The organism is Dyadobacter sp. OTU695 (assembly GCF_038440355.1).
Taxonomy (GTDB): domain Bacteria; phylum Bacteroidota; class Bacteroidia; order Cytophagales; family Spirosomataceae; genus Dyadobacter.
In genome coordinates, this window is sequence record NZ_JASATN010000002.1 from 62708 (window position 1) to 81985 (window position 19278).

General features: G+C 49.7%; 19 protein-coding genes. 9 read left to right on the top strand and 10 right to left on the bottom strand.

The window, feature by feature from the left end; genetic code table 11:
* Positions 1-215 precede the first annotated feature (215 nt).
* Positions 216-1241 carry a cytochrome d ubiquinol oxidase subunit II gene (locus AAHB90_RS06065; protein ID WP_342084049.1) on the bottom strand — a complete coding sequence of 342 codons (1026 nt, stop codon included), beginning with the start codon at positions 1239-1241 and terminating at the stop codon, positions 216-218.
* Positions 1242-1445: 204 nt separating this feature from the next.
* Positions 1446-2756 carry a cytochrome ubiquinol oxidase subunit I gene (locus AAHB90_RS06070; RefSeq protein ID WP_342084050.1) on the bottom strand — a complete coding sequence of 437 codons (1311 nt, stop codon included), beginning with the start codon at positions 2754-2756 and terminating at the stop codon, positions 1446-1448.
* A 330-nt stretch (positions 2757-3086) separates the two neighbouring features.
* Here AAHB90_RS06070 and AAHB90_RS06075 point away from each other — a divergent pair, with 330 nt between their 5' ends.
* Positions 3087-3377, top strand: a complete 291-nt coding sequence (locus AAHB90_RS06075; protein WP_342084051.1) for a hypothetical protein — start codon at positions 3087-3089, stop codon at positions 3375-3377.
* Positions 3378-3655: 278 nt separating this feature from the next.
* On the opposite strand, the gene AAHB90_RS06080 is transcribed toward AAHB90_RS06075, so the two are convergent.
* From AAHB90_RS06080 to AAHB90_RS06090, 3 genes are all read right to left on the bottom strand, one after another.
* Positions 3656-4657: a 3-hydroxyacyl-CoA dehydrogenase family protein gene (locus AAHB90_RS06080; protein WP_342084052.1), complete on the bottom strand. Its 1002-nt coding sequence runs from the start codon at positions 4655-4657 to the stop codon at positions 3656-3658.
* A gap of 123 nt (positions 4658-4780) precedes the next feature.
* Entirely contained in the window at positions 4781-4978 is a 198-nt protein-coding gene (locus AAHB90_RS06085; RefSeq protein WP_342084053.1) for a CsbD family protein, read from the bottom strand.
* Between the two features lie 249 nt (positions 4979-5227).
* Positions 5228-6493: an AGE family epimerase/isomerase gene (locus AAHB90_RS06090; RefSeq protein WP_342084054.1), complete on the bottom strand. Its 1266-nt coding sequence runs from the start codon at positions 6491-6493 to the stop codon at positions 5228-5230.
* 203 nt (positions 6494-6696) lie between these two features.
* Here AAHB90_RS06090 and AAHB90_RS06095 point away from each other — a divergent pair, with 203 nt between their 5' ends.
* Positions 6697-8415, top strand: coding sequence for a helix-hairpin-helix domain-containing protein (locus AAHB90_RS06095; protein WP_342084055.1), 1719 nt, complete (start codon positions 6697-6699; stop codon positions 8413-8415).
* Positions 8416-8652: 237 nt separating this feature from the next.
* Here AAHB90_RS06095 and AAHB90_RS06100 read toward each other — a convergent pair whose 3' ends face one another.
* From AAHB90_RS06100 to AAHB90_RS32750, 3 genes are all read right to left on the bottom strand, one after another.
* On the bottom strand, positions 8653-9585 hold the full coding sequence (locus tag AAHB90_RS06100) for a hydrogen peroxide-inducible genes activator (RefSeq protein WP_342084056.1): 933 nt from the start codon (positions 9583-9585) through the stop codon (positions 8653-8655).
* Between the two features lie 163 nt (positions 9586-9748).
* Positions 9749-10183 carry a KilA-N domain-containing protein gene (locus tag AAHB90_RS32745; protein ID WP_446717885.1) on the bottom strand — a complete coding sequence of 145 codons (435 nt, stop codon included), beginning with the start codon at positions 10181-10183 and terminating at the stop codon, positions 9749-9751.
* The gene (locus tag AAHB90_RS32750; protein WP_446717880.1) at positions 10075-10467 is read right to left on the bottom strand and encodes a KilA-N domain-containing protein; all 393 of its coding nucleotides are present in this window, start codon (positions 10465-10467) and stop codon (positions 10075-10077) included. Before AAHB90_RS32750 ends, AAHB90_RS32745 begins: the two co-directional genes overlap by 109 nt.
* Before the next feature lie 184 nt (positions 10468-10651).
* Here AAHB90_RS32750 and AAHB90_RS06110 point away from each other — a divergent pair, with 184 nt between their 5' ends.
* The 4 genes from AAHB90_RS06110 (at position 10652) to AAHB90_RS06125 (ending at position 14405) form a co-directional block, all read left to right on the top strand.
* Positions 10652-10876, top strand: a complete 225-nt coding sequence (locus AAHB90_RS06110; RefSeq protein ID WP_342084057.1) for a hypothetical protein — start codon at positions 10652-10654, stop codon at positions 10874-10876.
* A gap of 122 nt (positions 10877-10998) precedes the next feature.
* Complete coding sequence (locus AAHB90_RS06115) at positions 10999-11571, top strand: RNA polymerase sigma-70 factor (protein ID WP_342084058.1); 573 nt, start codon at positions 10999-11001, stop codon at positions 11569-11571.
* A 6-nt stretch (positions 11572-11577) separates the two neighbouring features.
* Entirely contained in the window at positions 11578-12570 is a 993-nt protein-coding gene (locus tag AAHB90_RS06120; RefSeq protein ID WP_342084059.1) for a FecR family protein, read from the top strand.
* A 101-nt stretch (positions 12571-12671) separates the two neighbouring features.
* Positions 12672-14405 carry an STN and carboxypeptidase regulatory-like domain-containing protein gene (locus AAHB90_RS06125; RefSeq protein ID WP_342084060.1) on the top strand — a complete coding sequence of 578 codons (1734 nt, stop codon included), beginning with the start codon at positions 12672-12674 and terminating at the stop codon, positions 14403-14405.
* 61 nt (positions 14406-14466) lie between these two features.
* Here AAHB90_RS06125 and AAHB90_RS06130 read toward each other — a convergent pair whose 3' ends face one another.
* A complete protein-coding gene (locus AAHB90_RS06130) occupies positions 14467-15285 on the bottom strand; it encodes an exosporium glycoprotein BclB-related protein (RefSeq protein WP_342084061.1) in 819 nt (272 codons plus the stop codon).
* 13 nt (positions 15286-15298) lie between these two features.
* Positions 15299-16270, bottom strand: coding sequence for a T9SS type A sorting domain-containing protein (locus AAHB90_RS06135; RefSeq protein ID WP_342084062.1), 972 nt, complete (start codon positions 16268-16270; stop codon positions 15299-15301).
* A 304-nt stretch (positions 16271-16574) separates the two neighbouring features.
* Between AAHB90_RS06135 and AAHB90_RS06140 the strand changes: the two genes are divergently transcribed.
* The 3 genes from AAHB90_RS06140 (at position 16575) to AAHB90_RS06150 (ending at position 19212) form a co-directional block, all read left to right on the top strand.
* Positions 16575-17702: a hypothetical protein gene (locus tag AAHB90_RS06140; protein WP_342084063.1), complete on the top strand. Its 1128-nt coding sequence runs from the start codon at positions 16575-16577 to the stop codon at positions 17700-17702.
* Positions 17702-18571, top strand: a complete 870-nt coding sequence (locus AAHB90_RS06145; RefSeq protein ID WP_342084064.1) for a lysophospholipid acyltransferase family protein — start codon at positions 17702-17704, stop codon at positions 18569-18571. Before AAHB90_RS06140 ends, AAHB90_RS06145 begins: the two co-directional genes overlap by 1 nt.
* Positions 18572-18726: 155 nt before the next feature.
* The gene (locus AAHB90_RS06150) at positions 18727-19212 is read left to right on the top strand and encodes a CHRD domain-containing protein (RefSeq protein WP_342084065.1); all 486 of its coding nucleotides are present in this window, start codon (positions 18727-18729) and stop codon (positions 19210-19212) included.
* The last annotated feature ends 66 nt before the right edge of the window (positions 19213-19278 follow it).

A 19278-nucleotide genomic window follows, 5' to 3' on the forward strand; every position in this document is an offset into this window, starting at 1 on the left:
GGCCCTTGGCTCGTCGTCGATGATCAGCGCTTTTATCCTAGTGGGTATAGTGTTAAAATCCCTTGTAAATAGCAGCTAACCCGGCTGCAATTTTTTTCACAAAGTATGATAGCGGGCACAACCCAACTCATTCCAATGTCCGTATGGTACCAAACGGCTATTGAAAGGAAGGGAGCATACCGGATCCCCTTTTGCTTACTGCCCGACCTGCTATGTTAATGCGATTCGCTTCCGTAAGCCAAGGGCTTCTTCTGAAAGCTGTAAATCAGGTAAAAAAGCGCTGGCAATATGAGAATGCTGCCTAAAAGTAATGCCCAGCCCAGGGCCTCGATCGTTTTCTCGTGCCCCGCATGCTCGGTGAGGGATAAATAGCCGCCGTCTTTCAGGATGATAATGTTCGGGAAATGTTTGAAAGTCGTCGTCAGGAGGATCATAGTCACCTGAAAACCAGCCAGCGGCCTGAGAAGACCAATTTTTCCCTGATAAAGCAGCGTCCACATCCATACCAGCGAAAGCGTTGCCGAAAGGATGGCAATGCGCCCGATCCAGTTACCAAACACCCAGTCGAACAGCGGGATATGTTCGAACCAGGCTGCCGCAAAAACCAGCGCGCCACACGCGACTGCGGCAATATTGAAAAACTGTGCCTTGTGCGCAAACCGGAGCCGCTCGTGCTCGACATTGGTTTCGCCAATCAGGTAAACCGAGGCCAGAAACCCGCATATCGACACCGTAAATAACCCGACGGTAATGGCGAACCAATGCAGCCAGCTGAAAATATATGCATCTGCGAATGAACCGGCCTGTGGATTAATACGACCCGACACAGCACTTCCCGCGATGATTCCCAGAAAAAGCGGGGTAGTAAAGCTGGAAATAGCGAAAATGGTATTGTAAAGATGCTGCATATCGTCCACGACCGCATCATAATGCCGGAAGGTGAACGCCGTACCACGCGCGATAATGCCGATCAGCATGACCGTGAGCGGGATGTGCATGTTCACCGACATGGTCGAGTAAATTACCGGAAAGCCAACAAAAAGGATAACAATGGCGATGATCAGCCACATGTGATTGGCTTCCCAGATTGGCCCGATGGCTGAATAGAGCGTTTTACGGGTAACCTGCTTGTTTTTCTGCGAAGTGAAGAGCTCGATGATCCCCGCACCAAAATCCGCCCCGCCCAGCAGGAGATAAAGCAAAATCGACGCCCAGAGGTATGTGATGACGATGTAGAGCATTGTTTAATTTTGAATGATTGAATGATTGAATGATTCGCCGTGGAACGGGGAATGATTGAATGAGCCGCCGTGGAACGGGGAATGAGTGAATGCAGGGTCAAGTATGGTCAGTGTTGTGTTTAACCTGATCTTGACTACTCTTGACCACACCTGACTATTTCTGACCATACCTGACCTTTATTCAGTCATTCACAATTCCTAAACTCATTGCAAGTCGTACAATTTCCCAACCATCTTAATCTGCCGGTAGAGCATGAAAACTACAAATGCGGCCAGGGAAACGTAGATGGCGGTGAACAGGTAGAAGGAGTAGGCAATGCCGGGCATGGGGGTGACGGCGTCGGCGGTCCGCATGACGCCGTAAATGATCCAGGGCTGGCGGCCCACTTCGGTGACGGTCCAGCCGGCTTCGACGGCGATAAAACCCAGCGGCGTTGCTATGGCAAACAGTTTCATAAGCCATGGCGCCCGCAGCCATTCCCGCTTTTTCCAAAATGCTGCAAAATAGAGCACGGAAATGGCCATCATTGCCATGCCCATACCGACCATGACCTGGAATGCATAATGGGTAATGGCAACAGGCGGGTGGTTTTCTTTGGGAATGCGGTCGAGGCCGGTTACCTCGGATTTGAAATCACCGTGCGCCAGAAAACTCAGAAAGCCGGGCAGTTCGATCGCGAAGTCGACCTTTTTTTCTGCTTCATTCGGGATACCACCCACAATCAGGGGAGCCGATTTTTCGGTATGAAAATGGGCCTCCATGGCCGCCAGCTTGGCTGGTTGGCGAATGGCGACATCCTTGGCGGAAATATCGCCGCTCAGCGGTTGCACCAGCGCCGCCACGCAGCCGAACACCGCCGCGATGGTAAAGGACTTGGAATGAAAAGGGACATTGCTCCCCCGCAGGATCATGAGTGCATGTACACCCGCGACTGCAAAGCCGGTTGCGGCAAAGGCGGCGATCGTCATGTGTAACGCCTGTGAGAACCATGCCTTGTTGAACATGGCCGCAATGGGATCTATATTAAGGTATTGCCCATTGATATATTCAAAACCCGCCGGGCTGTTCATCCACGCGTTGGCCGCGACAACGAGTATCCCCGACGCCAGCCCGCTCACACCTACGACCACACCCGTGAACCAGTGAAACCACGGATTGAACCGGTCCCAACCATACAGAAAGAAGCCCAAGGCGATCGCCTCAATAAAAAATGCCGTTCCTTCGAGGGAAAACGGCATTCCGAAAATCGGTCCGGCATGTTTCATAAACTCCGGCCATAAAAGCCCGAGCTCGAACGATAGTACCGTGCCCGACACCGCGCCGGTTGCGAAGAAGATGGCAACACCTTTGCTCCAAGCTTTCGTAACGTTTTTATAAACGGTCTGACCGGTTTTGAGATAGTAGTAATGGGCGACGGCCATAAAGAACGGCATGACCATTCCGATACAGGAAAATATGATGTGAAACCCCAGCGAAAGGGCCATTTGGGATCTGGCGGCTATGAAGTCGTTCATGGGAGTAGATTTACTGAAAAAATATCGTTTTCCGGTTTAGGAACAGCTGCCAAAGGGTATTCAAAACTAGTCAAGACTTTTTAGAAGAACCATCATTTGCATTAAAATGATCGGGTTTTTGGCCTTTTTTTATCAAAATGTTTCAAGCGTTACAAAAACCATTGTCATAATACTATTGCTCTCCCGGTCCCCGCACGCACAGTTCACAAATCCGTGGCTGATCAACGCCCGGCATATCAGTGTCGATGATCTGACTGTCGCTTAGCTTAGCTGTTGGGTTGATTTTTATTTGTTATTTTGCTAATTTTATGTGGTAATAAAACGAATAACATGCTTGGGATCATCGAAGATTACAAAGAACTAAGACAGCGTCTTGGCGCATTGATCGACCAATCCGGTTACAAAAATGCTTACATAGCTGATAGGGTCGGCATACCTGCATCCAACTTTTCTCAAAAAAAGAAACGGGGCAACTGGTCGCTGGAAGAGATGGAGCGTGTTCTCTCAGTAATTAATAACCAGGAGCTTGAAGATTTCTTTTTGTTGGAAATTATCAGAGAGCGAGACAAGGGAGATACTGTTACTTATGAGCAATTCCGTAAAGAAATGGGATGGAACTGATCCTGGAAAAATCCTTTATAAAGGAATTGAAAAAATGTCCTGTATTTGTTCAAAGGCAGGTTGACAGTGTGTTGAAAAGTATTGCGGGTGCAACGGAGATCTCGCATGTGCCCGATTGTACCATAATTCAAGGCCAGGGGAAAAAGGCATATTATCGGATAAGGGTAGGCGGGTATCGCATTGGCCTAAAATATGAAAACGGAATGATCAAGATCGTCACGATCATCACAATCCAGTCACGGGGCGATATTTACAAGAAGTTTCCTCCAAAATAGTTGTTACACTTCTTCCTCTTCGTTCGTTTTACGCTTCTCGGCCAGCCGCCGTTTGACAATATCTCCCGGATATTTTAACGCCAGCTCGCGAATGTCGTAGGTGAATTCTTTGAAAGTTTCTTCCCAAATCTCCGCTTCGCCGGGTTCGTATTTGTAAAAACCATGTGAGTTGAGAATGCCCTTTCCATCTTCGCGTACGACTTTGTCGATCAGCTCGGGTACTTCCGTGCTGTTATTAAGCGTAGGAAGCAGGTTTTTCATCACAGTATGGTAAGCGGGAACGCCGGTGAGGTCCATCCAGCGGAAAACGCCCACGAGCGTCATGAAATAGCCCGCATTGTTCCGGCAGGAGCGGTCGACGTCCTCGATGGTTGCGTAACCGTTCTCTACCAGACTGATGGCCTCGCGGTACATGGCGTACATCAGGCGGTTGGTGATAAAGCCGGCAATGTCCTTTCTGACCAGAATAGGTTCTTTACCCCACAGGTGTGAGAGTTCATAAAGGTATTCGCCGTTTTTAATATCGGAGTCATCTCCGCAAATGATTTCCAGAAAGCGGGTTGTATGCGCGGGCTCGGTCCAATGCAAGCCCAGAAAACGTGAGGGATGTTGCGTCAGTTTTTGAAGCTGGCTTATCGGGATAGCCGAAGTATTGCTGGTAAGCAATGCATCGGCCGAAATCTCCTTTTCGATCTTTTGGTACACCACGTTCTTGATATCGATATTCTCAATGGTACACTCGTTCACGAGCTTGCAGGGATAAAGCACCGAATAGTCTTCGGTAATGATCAGTCTCCGAAGATAAAATTCAGGTTCGTTATCGATAATGCCGTTTTCCCAGGCGTTTTGCAAATGTTCGCGGATGCGGCGTTCGGCATGATCGAGATCGGCGGAAATAGGGGCAACGGCGGCCACCGGGTGACCAGCGATCAGTAAACACGTTACAATGCTGCAACCCATTAAACCAAGGCCCACGATGCCGACGGGTATTTCATTTGGATTCATTTCAAAGGCGGATTTAGGATTATGGAGGTAATATAGCGTTAAAAGCACCTCCGGCAGACCGGTTACTACAAAAAAAGCCCCGGAACCATTGATTCCGGGGCTTATATCGACCTGTTCTAAGATCTAACGTGACCAGCTTTCCACTTCACTTTCCACTTCTTCTCTGGTCTTGCCGATCCTCTTCTGAATTTTTCCAAGAAGTTCGTCTTCTTTTCCTTCTTCATAAAGCAGGTCGTCATCGGTCAAGTCAGCGTATTGTTGCTTGAACTTTCCTTTAAGTTCGTTCCAGTTTCCTTTGACTTGTTGTGTGAATGCACTCATGATTGTGTGGTTTTTAGTTTGGTAATGACGCCTTGCGACGCTTTCTGCATTATCAATTTAAAGAACCATTCCAACATGAAAACCGGCCCTGGGCGCGTGTTTTACAGTAATCAATGAGCAAAAAATTACACGGAACGTCCCAAAAGCGTCGCTAGTGAGCCGCGATAGATGTCAGTCTGAGCGAAGTCGAAGACAGTCCATACGGCACGTCTTCGACCGCCCGGCCGCCCGGTCCGCTCCTGACAGACATTATCCAATCAGCTTATTCAAACGCACGACGCCCTGCACCATCGATCGCACCGAGTGATAGTTGACCTTCCATGAGTGGCTCATGTGCTTCCAGATAGGCTCGCCCTGACGCGTCAGCAGCGGGAGCCATTCGCCTACCGAATGATGGATCATTTTATCAAATACAAAACGATGGGTGGCGTCATATGCTTTCAGGTACTTTTCGTTGCCATACACCCGGTAAGCATCGAGCATGCCGATGATCACCTCAGCCTGCTGCCAGAACTCCTTCTCCCGGTCGTACACCTCGCCCGCATGTGATCCTTCCACGTACACGCCCCCGAATTCCCAGTCGATCCCGTGTTCCACGGCGTGGTCGTAGGACGCTCTGAGTTGGTCGTGGTACTCGTCGTAAGGGATGCCCGCGATGTCGAGCGCATGCATGAGCAACCACGCGAACTCTACATTGTGGCCATAGCTGGTGTTGTCCTCAGCAGCACTTTTCAGCCCGTCCTCGGTGAAACGGTCCCAGCCCCAGATAATGTCGAATTTGATCTGCGGTGCAACGGTCCAGTCTTCCCAGAACTGCGGGATGCCGGTCCTGTATTGCGGGTGCATGATCTTGTTGATCAGCAGGCGGATAATCTCAACGAGTTTGCGGCGATGGACCTGCTTGCCCGACGCTTCATACAATGTCGTGAATGCCTCCATAAGGTGCATATGCGCGTCGAGCGTCTTGCGGTCACCGCCTGCAGCGCCTGGCCCTTTGAGGTCCCAGTTGCGGTGGAACATTTCGAAATAGCCGCCATAGTAAGTATCGGCACCGTGTTTTTGCAATAAATCGAAAACCTTTTCTGCATATTCCAAACCGCGCGGATCGCCCGTGGCCAATGTGTATTCGGCAAGACTGTAAATTGCAAAACTATGCCCGTAGACTATCTTTTCGTCTATTTTGACGTTGCCTTTGCGGTCCATTAGCCAGTAAAAGCCGCCATATTCATTGTCCCACATTTTGTTGATCAGAAAATCCACCCCATGCCGGGCAATGTCGGCGTAACGGCCGTCCCCATAACCTGCCCGGTGGGCGGAGGAGAAGGTATAAACCGTGCGTGTCTGAGCGATCAGAGACTTTTCATCCTCGCCCGAATCGTTGCCGGCATTATCGAAGTGGGTAATAAAACCGCCATTTTCCTTGTCCACACAACGATTTTCCCAAAAAGGCAGGAGCTCGTTGGTCAAATGCTGGCGGATTTCTTCGCGGTAACTTTTCAATTGATCTACATTCATTGGTCTAAGAAATGGTCAGAGTGTTAAATGGTTGTTGGATATTACTTCAAGGGCCGTCGTACTGGCTATCGGTACGGCGATTATCACTATAAATATTTTTTTCTGGAATATTTACTCTCTGACAGACTCGGGCAAAGGCGCGTAATTTGCAAATGCTGATCCATACTTCGTAATTCGCAATGAATTCATCAATCCCGATCCCCATGAGTAATTCTGAAATCGTAGAAGTCCTCGAACTAACGGCCAAGCTGCTGGAACTGCACAATGCTGACCCTTTCAAAATCAAAGGATATTCCGTAGCTGCTTTTTACCTGGATAAATACAAGGAAAGCGAACTGCAATTCATGACCGAGCAGGAGCTGACCAAATTACAGGGGGTAGGGAAAAGTACCGCCACAAAAATTGTGCAGATCGCAAAAACCGGCACATTCCCCGAGTTGGAAGAGCTGATTTCCAACACCCCGCTGGGCGTGATGGAAATGTTCAATATCAAAGGCATTGGTCCGAAGAAAATCGCTGTCCTATGGCAGGAGCTGGGTATTGATAACCTGCATGAGCTGGAACTGGCCTGTCTGAATGGCACGGTCGCCAAAGTGAAAGGTTTCGGGGCGAATACCCAGCAGAAAATCCTGGATTCGCTGGCATTCTTGAAAGATCAGGCCGGGAAACTGCGCATGGACAAAGCCGAGGCCGTTGCGCAATTGATCGTCGCTGAATTGAAAAAGACATTTGACCAGGTAGAAGCAGCCGGTGAAATAAGAAGGAAATCGGAGGTCGTAGAAACGATCCGTATTCTTGTTGGAACCGATTCTCCGGCGCTTTTGCAAAATACTATCGGCGAAATAGAGTTGCTGGTGCAGGACGAAAAGATCTCATCGCCGTTTGTATGGCGGGGGCATGTGCAGGACGTGGCAGTGGCGATTGAAATCGTGGCTGTAAAACCTAAGCGTTTGGTGAACGAGCTTTTTCTTGAAACCGCCGGCGAGGACCACCTTGGATTGGCAGGGGTTTCCGGCGGTACCATCTGGCGGCATGCCTATTATGAAACCGTCGACACCGAACAGGCTATTTATGAAAAGGCCGGCCTGCCATACATCGTTCCGGAAATGCGCGAGGGGGCAGGGGAGCTCGCCTGGGCAGAAACACGCACGCCCGATCAGTTGGTCACATGGGATGATCTCAAAGGTATTTTGCACAATCACAGCACCTATTCCGACGGCCAGCACACCCTCGAACAGATGGCGCTTTACTGCCGGGAGCTGGGCTTCGAATACCTGGGCATCGCCGACCACTCACAAACTGCCACTTATGCGCAGGGACTAAAGGTTGAAGATGTGATCCGTCAGCATGAAGAAATAGCAAGACTCAATGCGCGATTTGCTGTCGAAAATCCTGCAAAGCCCTTTAAAATCCTCAAAGGTATAGAATCGGACATCCTCGGCGACGGCTCGCTTGATTACCCAACAGATGTGCTGGCGTCATTCGACTACATCGTTGCCTCGGTTCACAGCAATCTGACGATGACATTGGAAAAAGCCACTGCACGCTTGCTGAAAGCGATTGAAAATCCCTATACAACCATTTTGGGCCACCCGACCGGCCGCCTGCTCCTTTCCCGCGAAGGTTACCCGATCGATCACCAGGTTATCATTGATGCCTGTGCGGCCAATGGCGTCGTCATCGAGATCAACGCCTCCCCCTGGCGCCTCGACCTCGACTGGCGCTGGATCGCCTACTGTATGGAAAAGGGCGTTATGCTCAGCATCAATCCGGACGCCCATGCAATGGAAGGTTATCTGGATATGCATTATGGCGTAGCGAATGCACGAAAGGGTGGCTTGACGAAGGATATGACCTTTAATGCGTTGGGCCTGGGTCAAATGGAAGAGTATCTGAGAGGCCGGGCTGGAAGGGTAGGTTAACTATTCTTAAAGCGCAGTTGTAAAATAGTATTACTATTTTGATAGTGTACTTGTAAAATAATAATGCTTCGAAGTAAAAGAAACGGCAACGGAGTCTGATTTTAAGGGCACCGAACCGCTGGCAAAAAACCTAAGCATTACCGAATCGTTTGTCATCGGCAGGCACCCTGTACGGCTGTTCGATGGACTCGTTTGGGGAGGCTTCCTTTTGTAAGCCCTCCCCAATGCCATCCTACATCACAGCACCCGCACTTCCTCTTCCTTGTTGAGTATCCCCTCCGGCAGGTTCGCGGTGATTCCGGTTCGCAATGCGTCTATCAGCCGGGCTTTCATTTGTTCCCGATTTACGACGAGACAAACTTCCCGAGCGGGTTCGGGGAAGCGGAAATGGCGGATGTGTTTCTGCCGTTCTTCGGAGAGCTCCATGATAGCCATTTCGGGCAGGATGGTAATGCCGCCGTTTCGTTCGACCATGCGGATCAGCGTTTCGATACTCCCCGACCGGTAGCTGAAACTGCTGCCGAACTGGCTGCTGCGGCTCAACTCGCAAAGTCTTTGGATCTGCGTGCGGAAACAGTGGCCTTCTTCCAACAGCCAGAGCTCGTTCGGTTCAATGTCCGTTGGCAGGATGTATTGTTTGGAATACAGATCCGTTTTTTCAGAGACATAAGCGTAAAACCGCTCCTTGTACAGCGGAATTTCCTGCAAACTGTTTTCCTCAGAAACCGATGCGATAATGCCAACGTCGATGTTCCCCATTTTAAGTTCGGTAATGATCCGGTCGGTGATCATTTCTGAGACGTGGAGCTTGATATCCGGAAAGTTTGAAATAAACGGGTTTACAAAATGTGGTAGTAAATAGGGCGCTATGGTGGGTATAACGCCCACGTGCAGCTCTCCCGACAAGTCGCCGTTAAAATGCTTGGCGATCTCATTGATGCGGGAGGTTTCGCGCAGAATCGTTTTCGCCTGATCGATGATCTCGCGCCCGATGCTGGTTGGGACGATGGGCTGCTTGGTCCTATCGAAAATTTTCACAGAAAGCTCCTCTTCGAGTTTTCTTATCATCATAGAAAGAGTAGGCTGGGTCACATTGCAGTGCTCGGCGGCTTGTATGAAATGACGGTGATTGTCGACGGCGACGATATATTCCAGTTGCTGGATATTCATTTTGAATGCTGTATAAATTTCATTTATGCAAAAGTAATAGTTATCACTTTGATTGATCTAGTAAAAGTGCGGCTTTTTGTAATGATTGATTAGCGACCAGGGACTTCATCTGAATAATCGCGATTCTATTTAGCTCGATAATTCTTTCGTCGGCAAGTCGCCCCTACCCAATCAGCATTGCATTAATACTCTCCAGATTCGACAGCACCACCAGCTGTTCCAGTGTTGCGGAATCGCGCAAGTTGCCGAGGTTAGGATTTTTATTATTCCAATCACGTGCAGTCATGCCAAACAATGCCAGGTTTAATATGTCGGCTTCCCCGGCGTAGATTTTACTGATGGCGACCGGATCGAGCTCCTTGGGGATCAGATTTTCCTTGATGGCGTCGGTCTGGATGGTGTAATTGATCTTTGCCAGACTGCGCCTTAGATCCCAGTCAAGCTCCAAGCGCTTGTTTTCCTCGTCTTTTAACCGCTGGAATTCCTTGATCAGATAGAGCTTGAAAGCCGGTGAAATCCACGAGGCAAATTCGAAAGCGATGTCGCGATGCGCGAATGTTCCACCGTAATGTCTTCCTGATTTCGATATGATACCGATCGCATTGGTTTTTCAATCCAATGTTTGGAGGTTAGCACATAGCTGTTACTTCCGGATTCACTTTTAACATTCTCGAATTCGAGTATGTTAAAAGCGGGATTGTGCAGTTGCTCCCACAGACCATTGAACTCAATGGTAAACCTGTTACGCATCCAGTTTGCAATGACTAGGCCCGGTGCTCTGTCCTTCTGTCGGGCAATGTCGGTCAGTGAAATATAGTCGCTGTTTTCTCGACTCAATATGCCAATTTCCTGATTCTTAACGACAAGCTTTTGATTTTTCATTTGAAAGAATGTTTAGCGTTTAACATTCTTCTTGATACGCATCGCTTTTGAAAAGGCAACAGCTTGTAGTAGCATTAAACTACCATTAAATTCGATTCTTCGAAGGCTCCATTCCATTACATTTCCCTCTGGAATTGTAACTTAGCTCTCCTTAAATTATCGTTCACATTAATTTTTATCAACTATGAAGAACCTGAAAGCATGGATGTTGCTGGCCCTGATGGCGGTGGCGACACCGATTTTTGCGCAGACTACCGCAGAAAAGCAGAAGACGGAAGCGAAATTGAAAAAGGACGGTACACCCGATAAACGTTACAAAGAAAACAAGCATCTCAAAAAAGACGGTACGCCCGATAAACGTTATAAAGCAAACAAGGCCGATACCACCAAGGCCGCAAAGAAAAAATAACAAGCAGAATACATCAGCCCGAATATTTTCTGGGAAAATTTAGGGTAAGCGCCCGACCGGTTGTCAATATACCGTACAACCCGAGTCGGGCGCTTATTTTTTTACATAAACCAGTCAATGCAATGAATGCAGCCTTCGCGGATGACCACCTAACGGTTTTGAGCAGGGACAGGGAATCGGAGTTTGAGAAAGTTTTCAAAAAACATTTCAAAGGACTGCACGCCTATGCCTGCACTATTTTGAAGGACGATATCATGGCCGAGGAAATGGTCCAGAATGTGTTTTGCAGGCTTTGGGAGAAAACCGATCATATCGATATCCGCGAGTCGGTCAGCGGGTACCTTTACCGGTCGGTGTACCACGAAAGCCTGAACTATCTCAAACACCTGAAAGTACGGGAAGCACATCGCGATTACACCTTGCATCAGGAACAACAGACCGCCCACGCTTCGCACGCCCTCGAACTGTCGGAGCTCGAAACACGCCTGGACAATGCATTGCGGGAGCTGCCCGAGAAATGCCGGACGATTTTCCAGATGAGCAGGTTCGAAGAATTGAAATACCAGGAAATAGCGGACCGACTGCAAATGCCTGTCAAAACGGTCGAGAACCAGATGGGCAAGGCATTGCGGCTTCTACGGGTCAAACTGGCGGATTTTCTTCCGGCTTCCTTTTTACTTTTTTTCCTCAGCTGATCAGTCATGAAAACAGAACACAACCCGAACATAGATGAATTGCTGGTGAAGTCGATGCTCGACGAAGCCAGCATTGCCGAGCAGATCGAGATTAAACAATGGCTGCTGGACGACGAGGACAACCAGCAGTATTTCGAGCATTTCGAACTGATCTGGAACGAAAGCAAACGCCTCGCGCGAACAAGTACCATAGACGAAAATGCAGCCTGGGAGCGGTTTAAGGTACGTGCGCAAGGCAAGGATCAAAAGGCGGCAGAGGTAATCCCCATGTACCCCAAACCAGTGTTCAGGATATTGAGGATGGTAGCAATGGCGCTCATGACAGTCGGCGTAGGCTGGCTAAGCTACATCTTCGCGATACGAAGTTCCTCCAAAGAAATGCTGACGATCAGTTCCGGGGCCCAGACGGTTACCGATACGCTGCCGGATGGTTCGATCGTAACCCTCAACAGGAAATCGAGCATTAGCTATCCCCGTGAATTCGCGGGCGGCACTCGCCCCGTAACGCTAACAGGAGAAGCATTTTTTGATGTGCAGCCTGATAAATCGAAACCTTTTCTGATCTCTGTCAATGATGTAACGGTCAAGGTAGTGGGTACTTCATTTAATGTGAAAGACAATGCACAGAAAACGGAGGTAATCGTCGAAACGGGCATTGTCGAGGTTTCCAGGGACACCCAGCGCATACGCATTACCCCCCGGGAGGAGGCAACGATCGTGAAGGCCAGCGCTGAAATGCGAAAGGGTGTTACCGTGGACGAATTCCACAATTACTACCGTACCCGCAGGCTGTTTTGTGATGGTACCCCCCTTTGGCGACTGGTTGAAATCCTGAATGAAGCCTATGAGGCAGACATCGTCATCGGTAACCAACGATTGAAGAACCTGCCTATCAATACCACATTTGATCAGAATTCACTTGAAAGTATCCTGGGTGTCGTCAGCGAAACCCTTTCACTCAAAGTTGAACACCATGGCGACCAGATCATTTTGAAATAGCCTTATCTTTCGGGATGAATCAGAATTCTATATTACGATGTGTTTTAAGGCTGGCTGTGATATTGGTAGTGTACCCGTGCGGATGTTTTGCCCAGCAGATTTTGAATAAACCGGTTGATATCTCCGTGAAGGGGCAGCCGGTTTCTGCTGTTTTGAAATCCATAAGCGAGCAAGGGAAATTCTATTTTTCCTACAACAGTAACCTGATCTCCGGTGACAGCCTGGTTACAGTAAATGCGGCCCGGCAGCCGGTGCGGCAAGTGCTCGATCAGCTTTTTTCCAACAAATTTCAATACAAGGAAAAGGGCGATTACCTGATTATCTTGCCGGCGGCCAGGGAAAAGTCTTTTCATATCAGTGGCCTCATTCTCGATGATGAGACTGGAAAGCCGGTCGATTATGCGAGCGTCTATTCACGGCAACTGCTTGTGTCGACGCTTTCGCAAGACGACGGCGGCTTCCGCCTGCGCATTAGGGAACGCTCCTTTCCCATTTATCTGACCGTGAGTAAGGTAGGGTATGGAGATACGACGATGGTTATCAGCAACACCGACGAGGCGGCGCGGACCATGCGCATTCAACCCAAAGCGGTAGACCTTGACCCGCTGATCGTACGGTATTCGGAAGGCGAGTCCACCTGGCTCGGCCGCCTGTTCCTTTCACAGCGACTACGCGCGCAGAGCCGGAATATTGGCAGGTTCTTTGTCGCGTTGCCCTACCAGGCATCGCTCACGCCCGGGCTGGGTACGCATGGGCGCATGAGCGGGCAGGTAGTCAATAAGTTTTCGCTGAATGTCGCAGGCGGATATACGGCGGGTGTCAACGGGGTCGAGATCGCCGGCGGTTTTAATATTTCAAAGGAAAATGTCCGCTATGTGCAGCTTGCGGGAGCATTTAACGTGGTTTCGGGGCATGTTAATGGCGTGCAGATAGCCGGTTTCAGCAACAATGTGCTCGATTCGCTCAAAGGCGTGCAGGTTTCCGGTTTCAGCGGGATGGTTCGCAAACACGTCGAAGGTGTGCAGATAAGCGGTTTTTTAAGCAGGGCCGGAGACGGCATTGCAGGAGCTCAGATTTCGGGGACTATCAACCTGGCCCGCAACGGAGGCCATGGCGCGCAGATCACCGGCGGATACAATCAGGTACGCGGCGTTTTTGAAGGCGTACAAATTGCCGGTGCGGCTAATAATGCCCGCGATTCGATCCGTGCGACCCAGATTTCGGGGGGGCTCAACATGGCCAGCAACATCAGGGGAGTACAGCTTGCGCCATTCAATTATGCCAAAATAATGCGAGGCGTGCAAATAGGCATCGTCAACATTGCCGATAGCTCGTCCGGTGCCAGCATTGGTCTTTTCAATTTTGTCCGGAAAAGCACTTCCAATATCTCGGTATATGCAACCGATATAGCGCCGTTGAATGTGGCCTGGAAGATGGGAACGCACCGGTTTTACAGTCTGCTGATGGCCGGTATGGGACTTAATGGCGATAAAAAAGTCCGAACCTACGGAGCCGGTTTCGGACGCGAGTTTTTCCCTTTCAAAAAGGCGGGATTTTTTGTGGAGATATTAAACCAGAACCTTTACCTGGGAGATTGGGAGAAGATGCCGTCGTTGTACCGCCTGCAGATTGCGGCTACTTACAAGCTCGGAAAACATTTCATGCTGTTCGGCGGCCCTTCCTATACGATTTACGATCATGACGGCGTGGAGACTGGCAAAGGCTATCAGCAATTTCCGCCATCGGGCTATCCGAAAATCGATCTCGGGAGCAATAAAACTTCGTCCTGGATCGGCTGGCAGGCGGGTGTCAGCTGGCGGTACGGGAAATTGTAAAGACAATATAAAAGCCCTCAGCTTGTGCCAGGGCTTTTATAGTATTCAGGTATAATGCGGGTTAGTCTATACCAACACCTGCACTGACGTAGCCTGTCATGACTGTGGCAACGTCAATACCTGCTGTGACAGTGGCCGAAAAGACGAGTAACAGCCTCGTGCCCGCGGTAACGGGAACCGCAAGGTTGGCAGTGCCTGACGATGCCGTGCCGATCGCCAGAATCCCTGTCGCGGAGGGGGACATGTCTACGGTAGCACCGGGAATGGCTGTAAAGAGGTTGGTTCCTGCGGCGGCCTGATACAATTGCCCCCGAATGGTAACGGTCGATCCGATCAGGACCACCGCGGCAGTACTGCTGAAAGTGCCGGAAATGGAGGAAATGGTACCTGCACGGGGAACTGTAAAGGCCATGTTGGTAAGCGATGTTCCGTCTATGATCCCACCCAATGCCGATATACCTGTCGCAGAAGACCCGAAGCCCAGTACCGTGCCGGTGTTGAGCAAGCCTCCCAATACAGTCGTCAACACAGCGGGAGCGCCGGAGGCATAGGGAATAATTGCACCTCCACCGGCGGCCGCGGATGTCAGTGGTAACCAGGTAGTGCCGTCATAGTAATAGAAACCCGGTGTCGAGTCGGTTTGATATATCAGCAGACCAGTGGCGGGACTGGCGATCAGTGACCGGTTGAGTAGCGTCATTCTTGGTATCAAAAGACCTTTATCGGTAGCCTGAACATCCAGCTGCGCGCTTGGATCAGGCGAGATGGTCCCGATTCCAACCTGCGCGTAAGTAGTGAATGCAAATAGGGCCAGGAGGCAACTTAACAGGGCTCTTTTTATGTTTTGGAAAGAGATAGGGACTAAATATCTGTTTTTCATAGGGATGCAAGGTTTACTGTTTAATAATTTTTAGAATCTGCACTTTGCCGTCTTCTGTTTCAACCTTCACGAGGTAAGTGCCGGCAGGGTAGTTTTTCATGCTGAACTCCTCTCCCGGCGTCGGTTTTAACAGATTCAGGAACGTCCGCCCTGCCAGATCGGTGACTTTTATGCTGGCGAGTGCTTCTTTGGAACCGATGAGCAATTTGTCGACCACGGGATTGGGATAAGCGCTGATCAGCCATGAAGAGCCGAGCTGGATAGACTGGATTTTGCTGTAAGCGTAGCTGCCGTCAACATCGACCATTTTCAGCCGGTAATACTGTGTTCCGAACCGCTGCGCCAGATCCTGGAAGGAGTAATCTTTTTGGTGCGAGCTTGTATTCGCCGCATTGACCATACCCAATGCATTCCATTTTCGTAAATCTTCGCTTTGCTGAATTTCAAAGTGATCGCTGTTTTTCTCTTCCGATGTCTGCCAGTAAAGTACCGTCGTATTCTCCACACGTTTCACCTGAAATCCAATCAGGCTTACCGGTAATGCACCTTCCTGTGCGGCGGTAAGCGAGGTAAAATTGGTAAGGGGAAGGGTGTTGGAAATGTAGTGCTGGCCGACGTTTACGGTGCTTCCGGTCGTCGATACGAAATTGGTGTTGCCGTGATTGAGCTGCAATGTGCTTTCGGTGTTGCCGTTAAGCTCCGAAGCCCGGTAGAAGAACCCTGCAACACCTGTAAAATTAACTGGTGTAGTCAGGTTGTAGACCCTCGCAATGCTGGGCGGAGCTCCCGGAATGGGGGTAGGCGTGATCGTGAGCGTTTGCGAAACAAGCGAAAAATCGACGCTTGGTTTCAGCGTAAGGCTGTCGATAAAGACCTGCGTGTTTTGAGCGATAAAGAAACCATCGGTTCCTGCTGTAAACTGAGCATGGGCGGCCAGGGTTGGAAGTAATGCCAACTGACAGAAAAGTAGATAACGTTTCGTCATAGAGATTGGGGTTGGGTGTAAGAAAATGTGACAATTTAGATAAATGTATATAAACATTTAAAGAATGCTAGATATTTGAGTAAAATAATTTCTATAAAAAAATCCAGATAGCGAATACAGTTTGTAGACATATATTGACTTGTAGTTTTGACTAAGTCTACTTTAATTTTTTTGACAAAAAGTTAGGGTAAGCAGCATTCCGGTTGTCGGTTAAATGCATACGGTTTGAACCGCTCGACTTGAAGGCCTGCAAGACAGCGGAAGCGTATGCATTTCAACCATCAGTTTCTTTAAATGCATTACCATGAAAAATTTGCTTTTTGATCCATCCAGAATATTCTTCATCACCATACTGTTAGTCGCCATTTCGTTTCGCTCCATTGCCCAGCGGGGTGCCGCCCAGCGGAGTGCCGCCCAGCGGGACACCGCCCTGGTGCATATCGGCTTTATCTATCCGATCAGTTCCAATGGCAAGCAGGCCGCTTCCATGACCAACCGGTTTTCCCTGCATGTGATCGCCGGCCTTTCCAAAGGCGAGACAGGCGTCGCCCTGGCGGGTGTAGCCAATGTGGTGAAAGAAAATGTGCACGGTGTACACATGGCCGGGGTAGCGAATGTCATCGGGAAGAATGCGGGTGGTGCCCAGCTGGCCGGTGTGGCCAACGTAACGGGCAACAACGCGGAAGGAGCGCAACTGGCTGGCTTTGGCAATATTGTTGCGCATGAAGCCAAAGGGGCACAAATAGCAGGTTTTATGAACCTGGCCGAAAATGCGGGCGCGGTGCAGGTGGCCGGATTTACAAACATTGCCCGGAAAAACATAAAAGGAGCCCAGGTGGCAGGTTTTCTCAACAAGGCCGGTGACGTAAATGCCCAGATAAGCGGTTTTGCCAACGTAGCGAAAAAGGTCAGGGGCATCCAGCTGGCGGGGCTGATCAATATTGCCGACAGCAGCGATTACCCCATCGCGCTTTTCAACTTTATCAAAAACGGTGAAAAATCGGTCGCACTCACATTCGACGAGACGATGACCGGAATCGTCTCCTTCCGCTCGGGTGGGCGTGTGCTGTATGGCATCGCCGGGGTAGGGTACAATTTCAAAGATAACGCCAAGGCCATGTATGCTGCGGAAGGTGGCCTGGGCGCGCACATCCCCCTGGCTAGCAGCCTACGCCTTAACCTGGAAGCAGTTAGTCATACGCTAACCGATTTTGACGGGGGCCATTATAACAAAAACTCCCTCCGCGTGCTGCCTGCATTGAGACTCGGCAACCGTTTCGAAGCATTTGCCGGGCCGACGCTCAACTACGTGTCCTACGAGCGCGAGAACAATTATGATTTTGTCAAAAAATACATCTGGAAAAACAACAGCTCCAAGGACTTCCAGGGATTGTTTGTAGGGTTCAACGTAGGCGTGCAGTACCTATTCTAATGCAGGCGCTCCGGTTCAGGCTGGCCCTATGGGGCTGGCGTTCCCTGTCCGACCTGATTTTCCTGGTGCTCTTTAAACTCTGGCCTTACCGCCGCCATATGGTGCTGCTGAATATGGCCCGCTGTTTTCCGACGCGTTCCGAAAAGGAGATTCGGCAGATGGTCACGGCCTATTTCCGCCATTTGGCCGACCTGATTGTTGAGCCGTTCATGATTGGCGGTGTTGCGCCGGGCAGCCTCGGGAAATTGGTCAACTTTGAAAATACCGCGTTGATCGACAGGCTTTTGCAAGACAACAAACAGATTGTAGTCATGGCTACACACTATGGAAGCTGGGAATATCTGCTATCGCTGCCGCTTCAAACCAATTGCCAGGTACTGGCCGCCTATTCACCGGTATCAAATAAGTGGTTGAACAGCTGGTTGTTGAAGTTGAGAAGCCGCTTTGGTGTAATGCTGGTCCCGAAATCGGAATGGTACCGGCGGACATTGGGGTGGGACATGGGTTCTCCTGCCATTTTCGTGACCATTGCCGACCAGCGGCCGCCGGCGTCGGGCAAGTACTACCTCAACTTCATGAACCGAAAGACATTTATTCAGTCGGGTGCGGCGCGCATTGCCGTCCAGCGCGATTGTCCGGTCGTGTACCTGGATGTGACCAAAAAGAACCGGAACGCTTATCATTTCAGATTCCGGCTCATTACCTCGCAGGCGCGTGAGCTAGGGGAAGCCGGGATTATGGAACATTATTATAAAGCCTTGGAAAACACCATTCAACGGCAACCGGAGTTATGGTTGTGGTCTCATAACCGATGGAAGTTCCATGTCCGGGATGGTCAGAAGCCTGTCAGCGCCCTGAAATTGTTGTAATATTCAGCAAACGGTAGGTCTTTTCCCCAATCCGAGATTTTAAAGTTGTTTTTGTAAAATATTGGAAATGAGTTCCTTGCTAGAAATGGGTTTCGGTGGGAACCATAATTTTACCAGGCGGCGGTCAAACCAATTATTTACTAAAACAAAGCATTATGAGAAAATTAGCATTCATGGGTGTGTTTGTGATCGCCGGGATGGTGGCTGCATGTAATGACGACGACGAGACAACAGACCCAACTCCCGTATTGCCCGAACTGAAAGTTTCCACAACACTTTCCGGTGCAAACGAAGTACCCGCTAATCCATCAACAGCTACGGGTTCAGTAGATGGTATATTAGACCAGGAATCGAGGATTTTGAGCCTTAACATCGTGTACAGCGACTCCGCAGCGTCGGATTCGGCATCGGCCGACTCGGTTTTTACTCCGACCGGCTGGCACATCCACAAGGGATCTGCCGATTCGACAGGTGCAGTAGTAATAGACTTCGGCACCGATTTCAAAACACCCTTTGCATTTAAAGACACGCTCACCGAGGCGCAAGTGGCCGATCTGAAAGCAGGTTTGTATTATGTAAACATTCATACAGCCAAATATCCGAACGGCGAGATCAGAGGTCAGCTGAAAGCTGAGGAATAACCACTGATTTCACTCAGATAGAGCAAAAAGAAGAGCGGCATCCGTATGGAGCCGCTCTTTTTGCTA

What these genes read in the sequence shown, in the direction of transcription:
- AAHB90_RS06095 (WP_342084055.1), top strand. Translation starts at nt 6,697, where the DNA reads ATGAGTAATTCTGAAATCGTAGAAGTCCTCGAACTAACGGCCAAGCTG.
- AAHB90_RS06100 (WP_342084056.1), bottom strand. Translation starts at nt 9,585, where the DNA reads ATGAATATCCAGCAACTGGAATATATCGTCGCCGTCGACAATCACCGT.
- AAHB90_RS06120 (WP_342084059.1), top strand. Translation starts at nt 11,578, where the DNA reads ATGAAAACAGAACACAACCCGAACATAGATGAATTGCTGGTGAAGTCG.
- AAHB90_RS06150 (WP_342084065.1), top strand. Translation starts at nt 18,727, where the DNA reads ATGAGAAAATTAGCATTCATGGGTGTGTTTGTGATCGCCGGGATGGTG.
- AAHB90_RS32750 (WP_446717880.1), bottom strand. Translation starts at nt 10,467, where the DNA reads ATGAAAAATCAAAAGCTTGTCGTTAAGAATCAGGAAATTGGCATATTG.
- AAHB90_RS06085 (WP_342084053.1), bottom strand. Translation starts at nt 4,978, where the DNA reads ATGAGTGCATTCACACAACAAGTCAAAGGAAACTGGAACGAACTTAAA.
- AAHB90_RS06065 (WP_342084049.1), bottom strand. Translation starts at nt 1,241, where the DNA reads ATGCTCTACATCGTCATCACATACCTCTGGGCGTCGATTTTGCTTTAT.
- AAHB90_RS06110 (WP_342084057.1), top strand. Translation starts at nt 10,652, where the DNA reads ATGAAGAACCTGAAAGCATGGATGTTGCTGGCCCTGATGGCGGTGGCG.
- AAHB90_RS06115 (WP_342084058.1), top strand. Translation starts at nt 10,999, where the DNA reads ATGAATGCAGCCTTCGCGGATGACCACCTAACGGTTTTGAGCAGGGAC.
- AAHB90_RS06145 (WP_342084064.1), top strand. Translation starts at nt 17,702, where the DNA reads ATGCAGGCGCTCCGGTTCAGGCTGGCCCTATGGGGCTGGCGTTCCCTG.
- AAHB90_RS06135 (WP_342084062.1), bottom strand. Translation starts at nt 16,270, where the DNA reads ATGACGAAACGTTATCTACTTTTCTGTCAGTTGGCATTACTTCCAACC.
- AAHB90_RS06130 (WP_342084061.1), bottom strand. Translation starts at nt 15,285, where the DNA reads ATGAAAAACAGATATTTAGTCCCTATCTCTTTCCAAAACATAAAAAGA.
- AAHB90_RS06090 (WP_342084054.1), bottom strand. Translation starts at nt 6,493, where the DNA reads ATGAATGTAGATCAATTGAAAAGTTACCGCGAAGAAATCCGCCAGCAT.
- AAHB90_RS06140 (WP_342084063.1), top strand. Translation starts at nt 16,575, where the DNA reads ATGAAAAATTTGCTTTTTGATCCATCCAGAATATTCTTCATCACCATA.
- AAHB90_RS06070 (WP_342084050.1), bottom strand. Translation starts at nt 2,756, where the DNA reads ATGAACGACTTCATAGCCGCCAGATCCCAAATGGCCCTTTCGCTGGGG.
- AAHB90_RS06075 (WP_342084051.1), top strand. Translation starts at nt 3,087, where the DNA reads ATGCTTGGGATCATCGAAGATTACAAAGAACTAAGACAGCGTCTTGGC.
- AAHB90_RS06080 (WP_342084052.1), bottom strand. Translation starts at nt 4,657, where the DNA reads ATGAATCCAAATGAAATACCCGTCGGCATCGTGGGCCTTGGTTTAATG.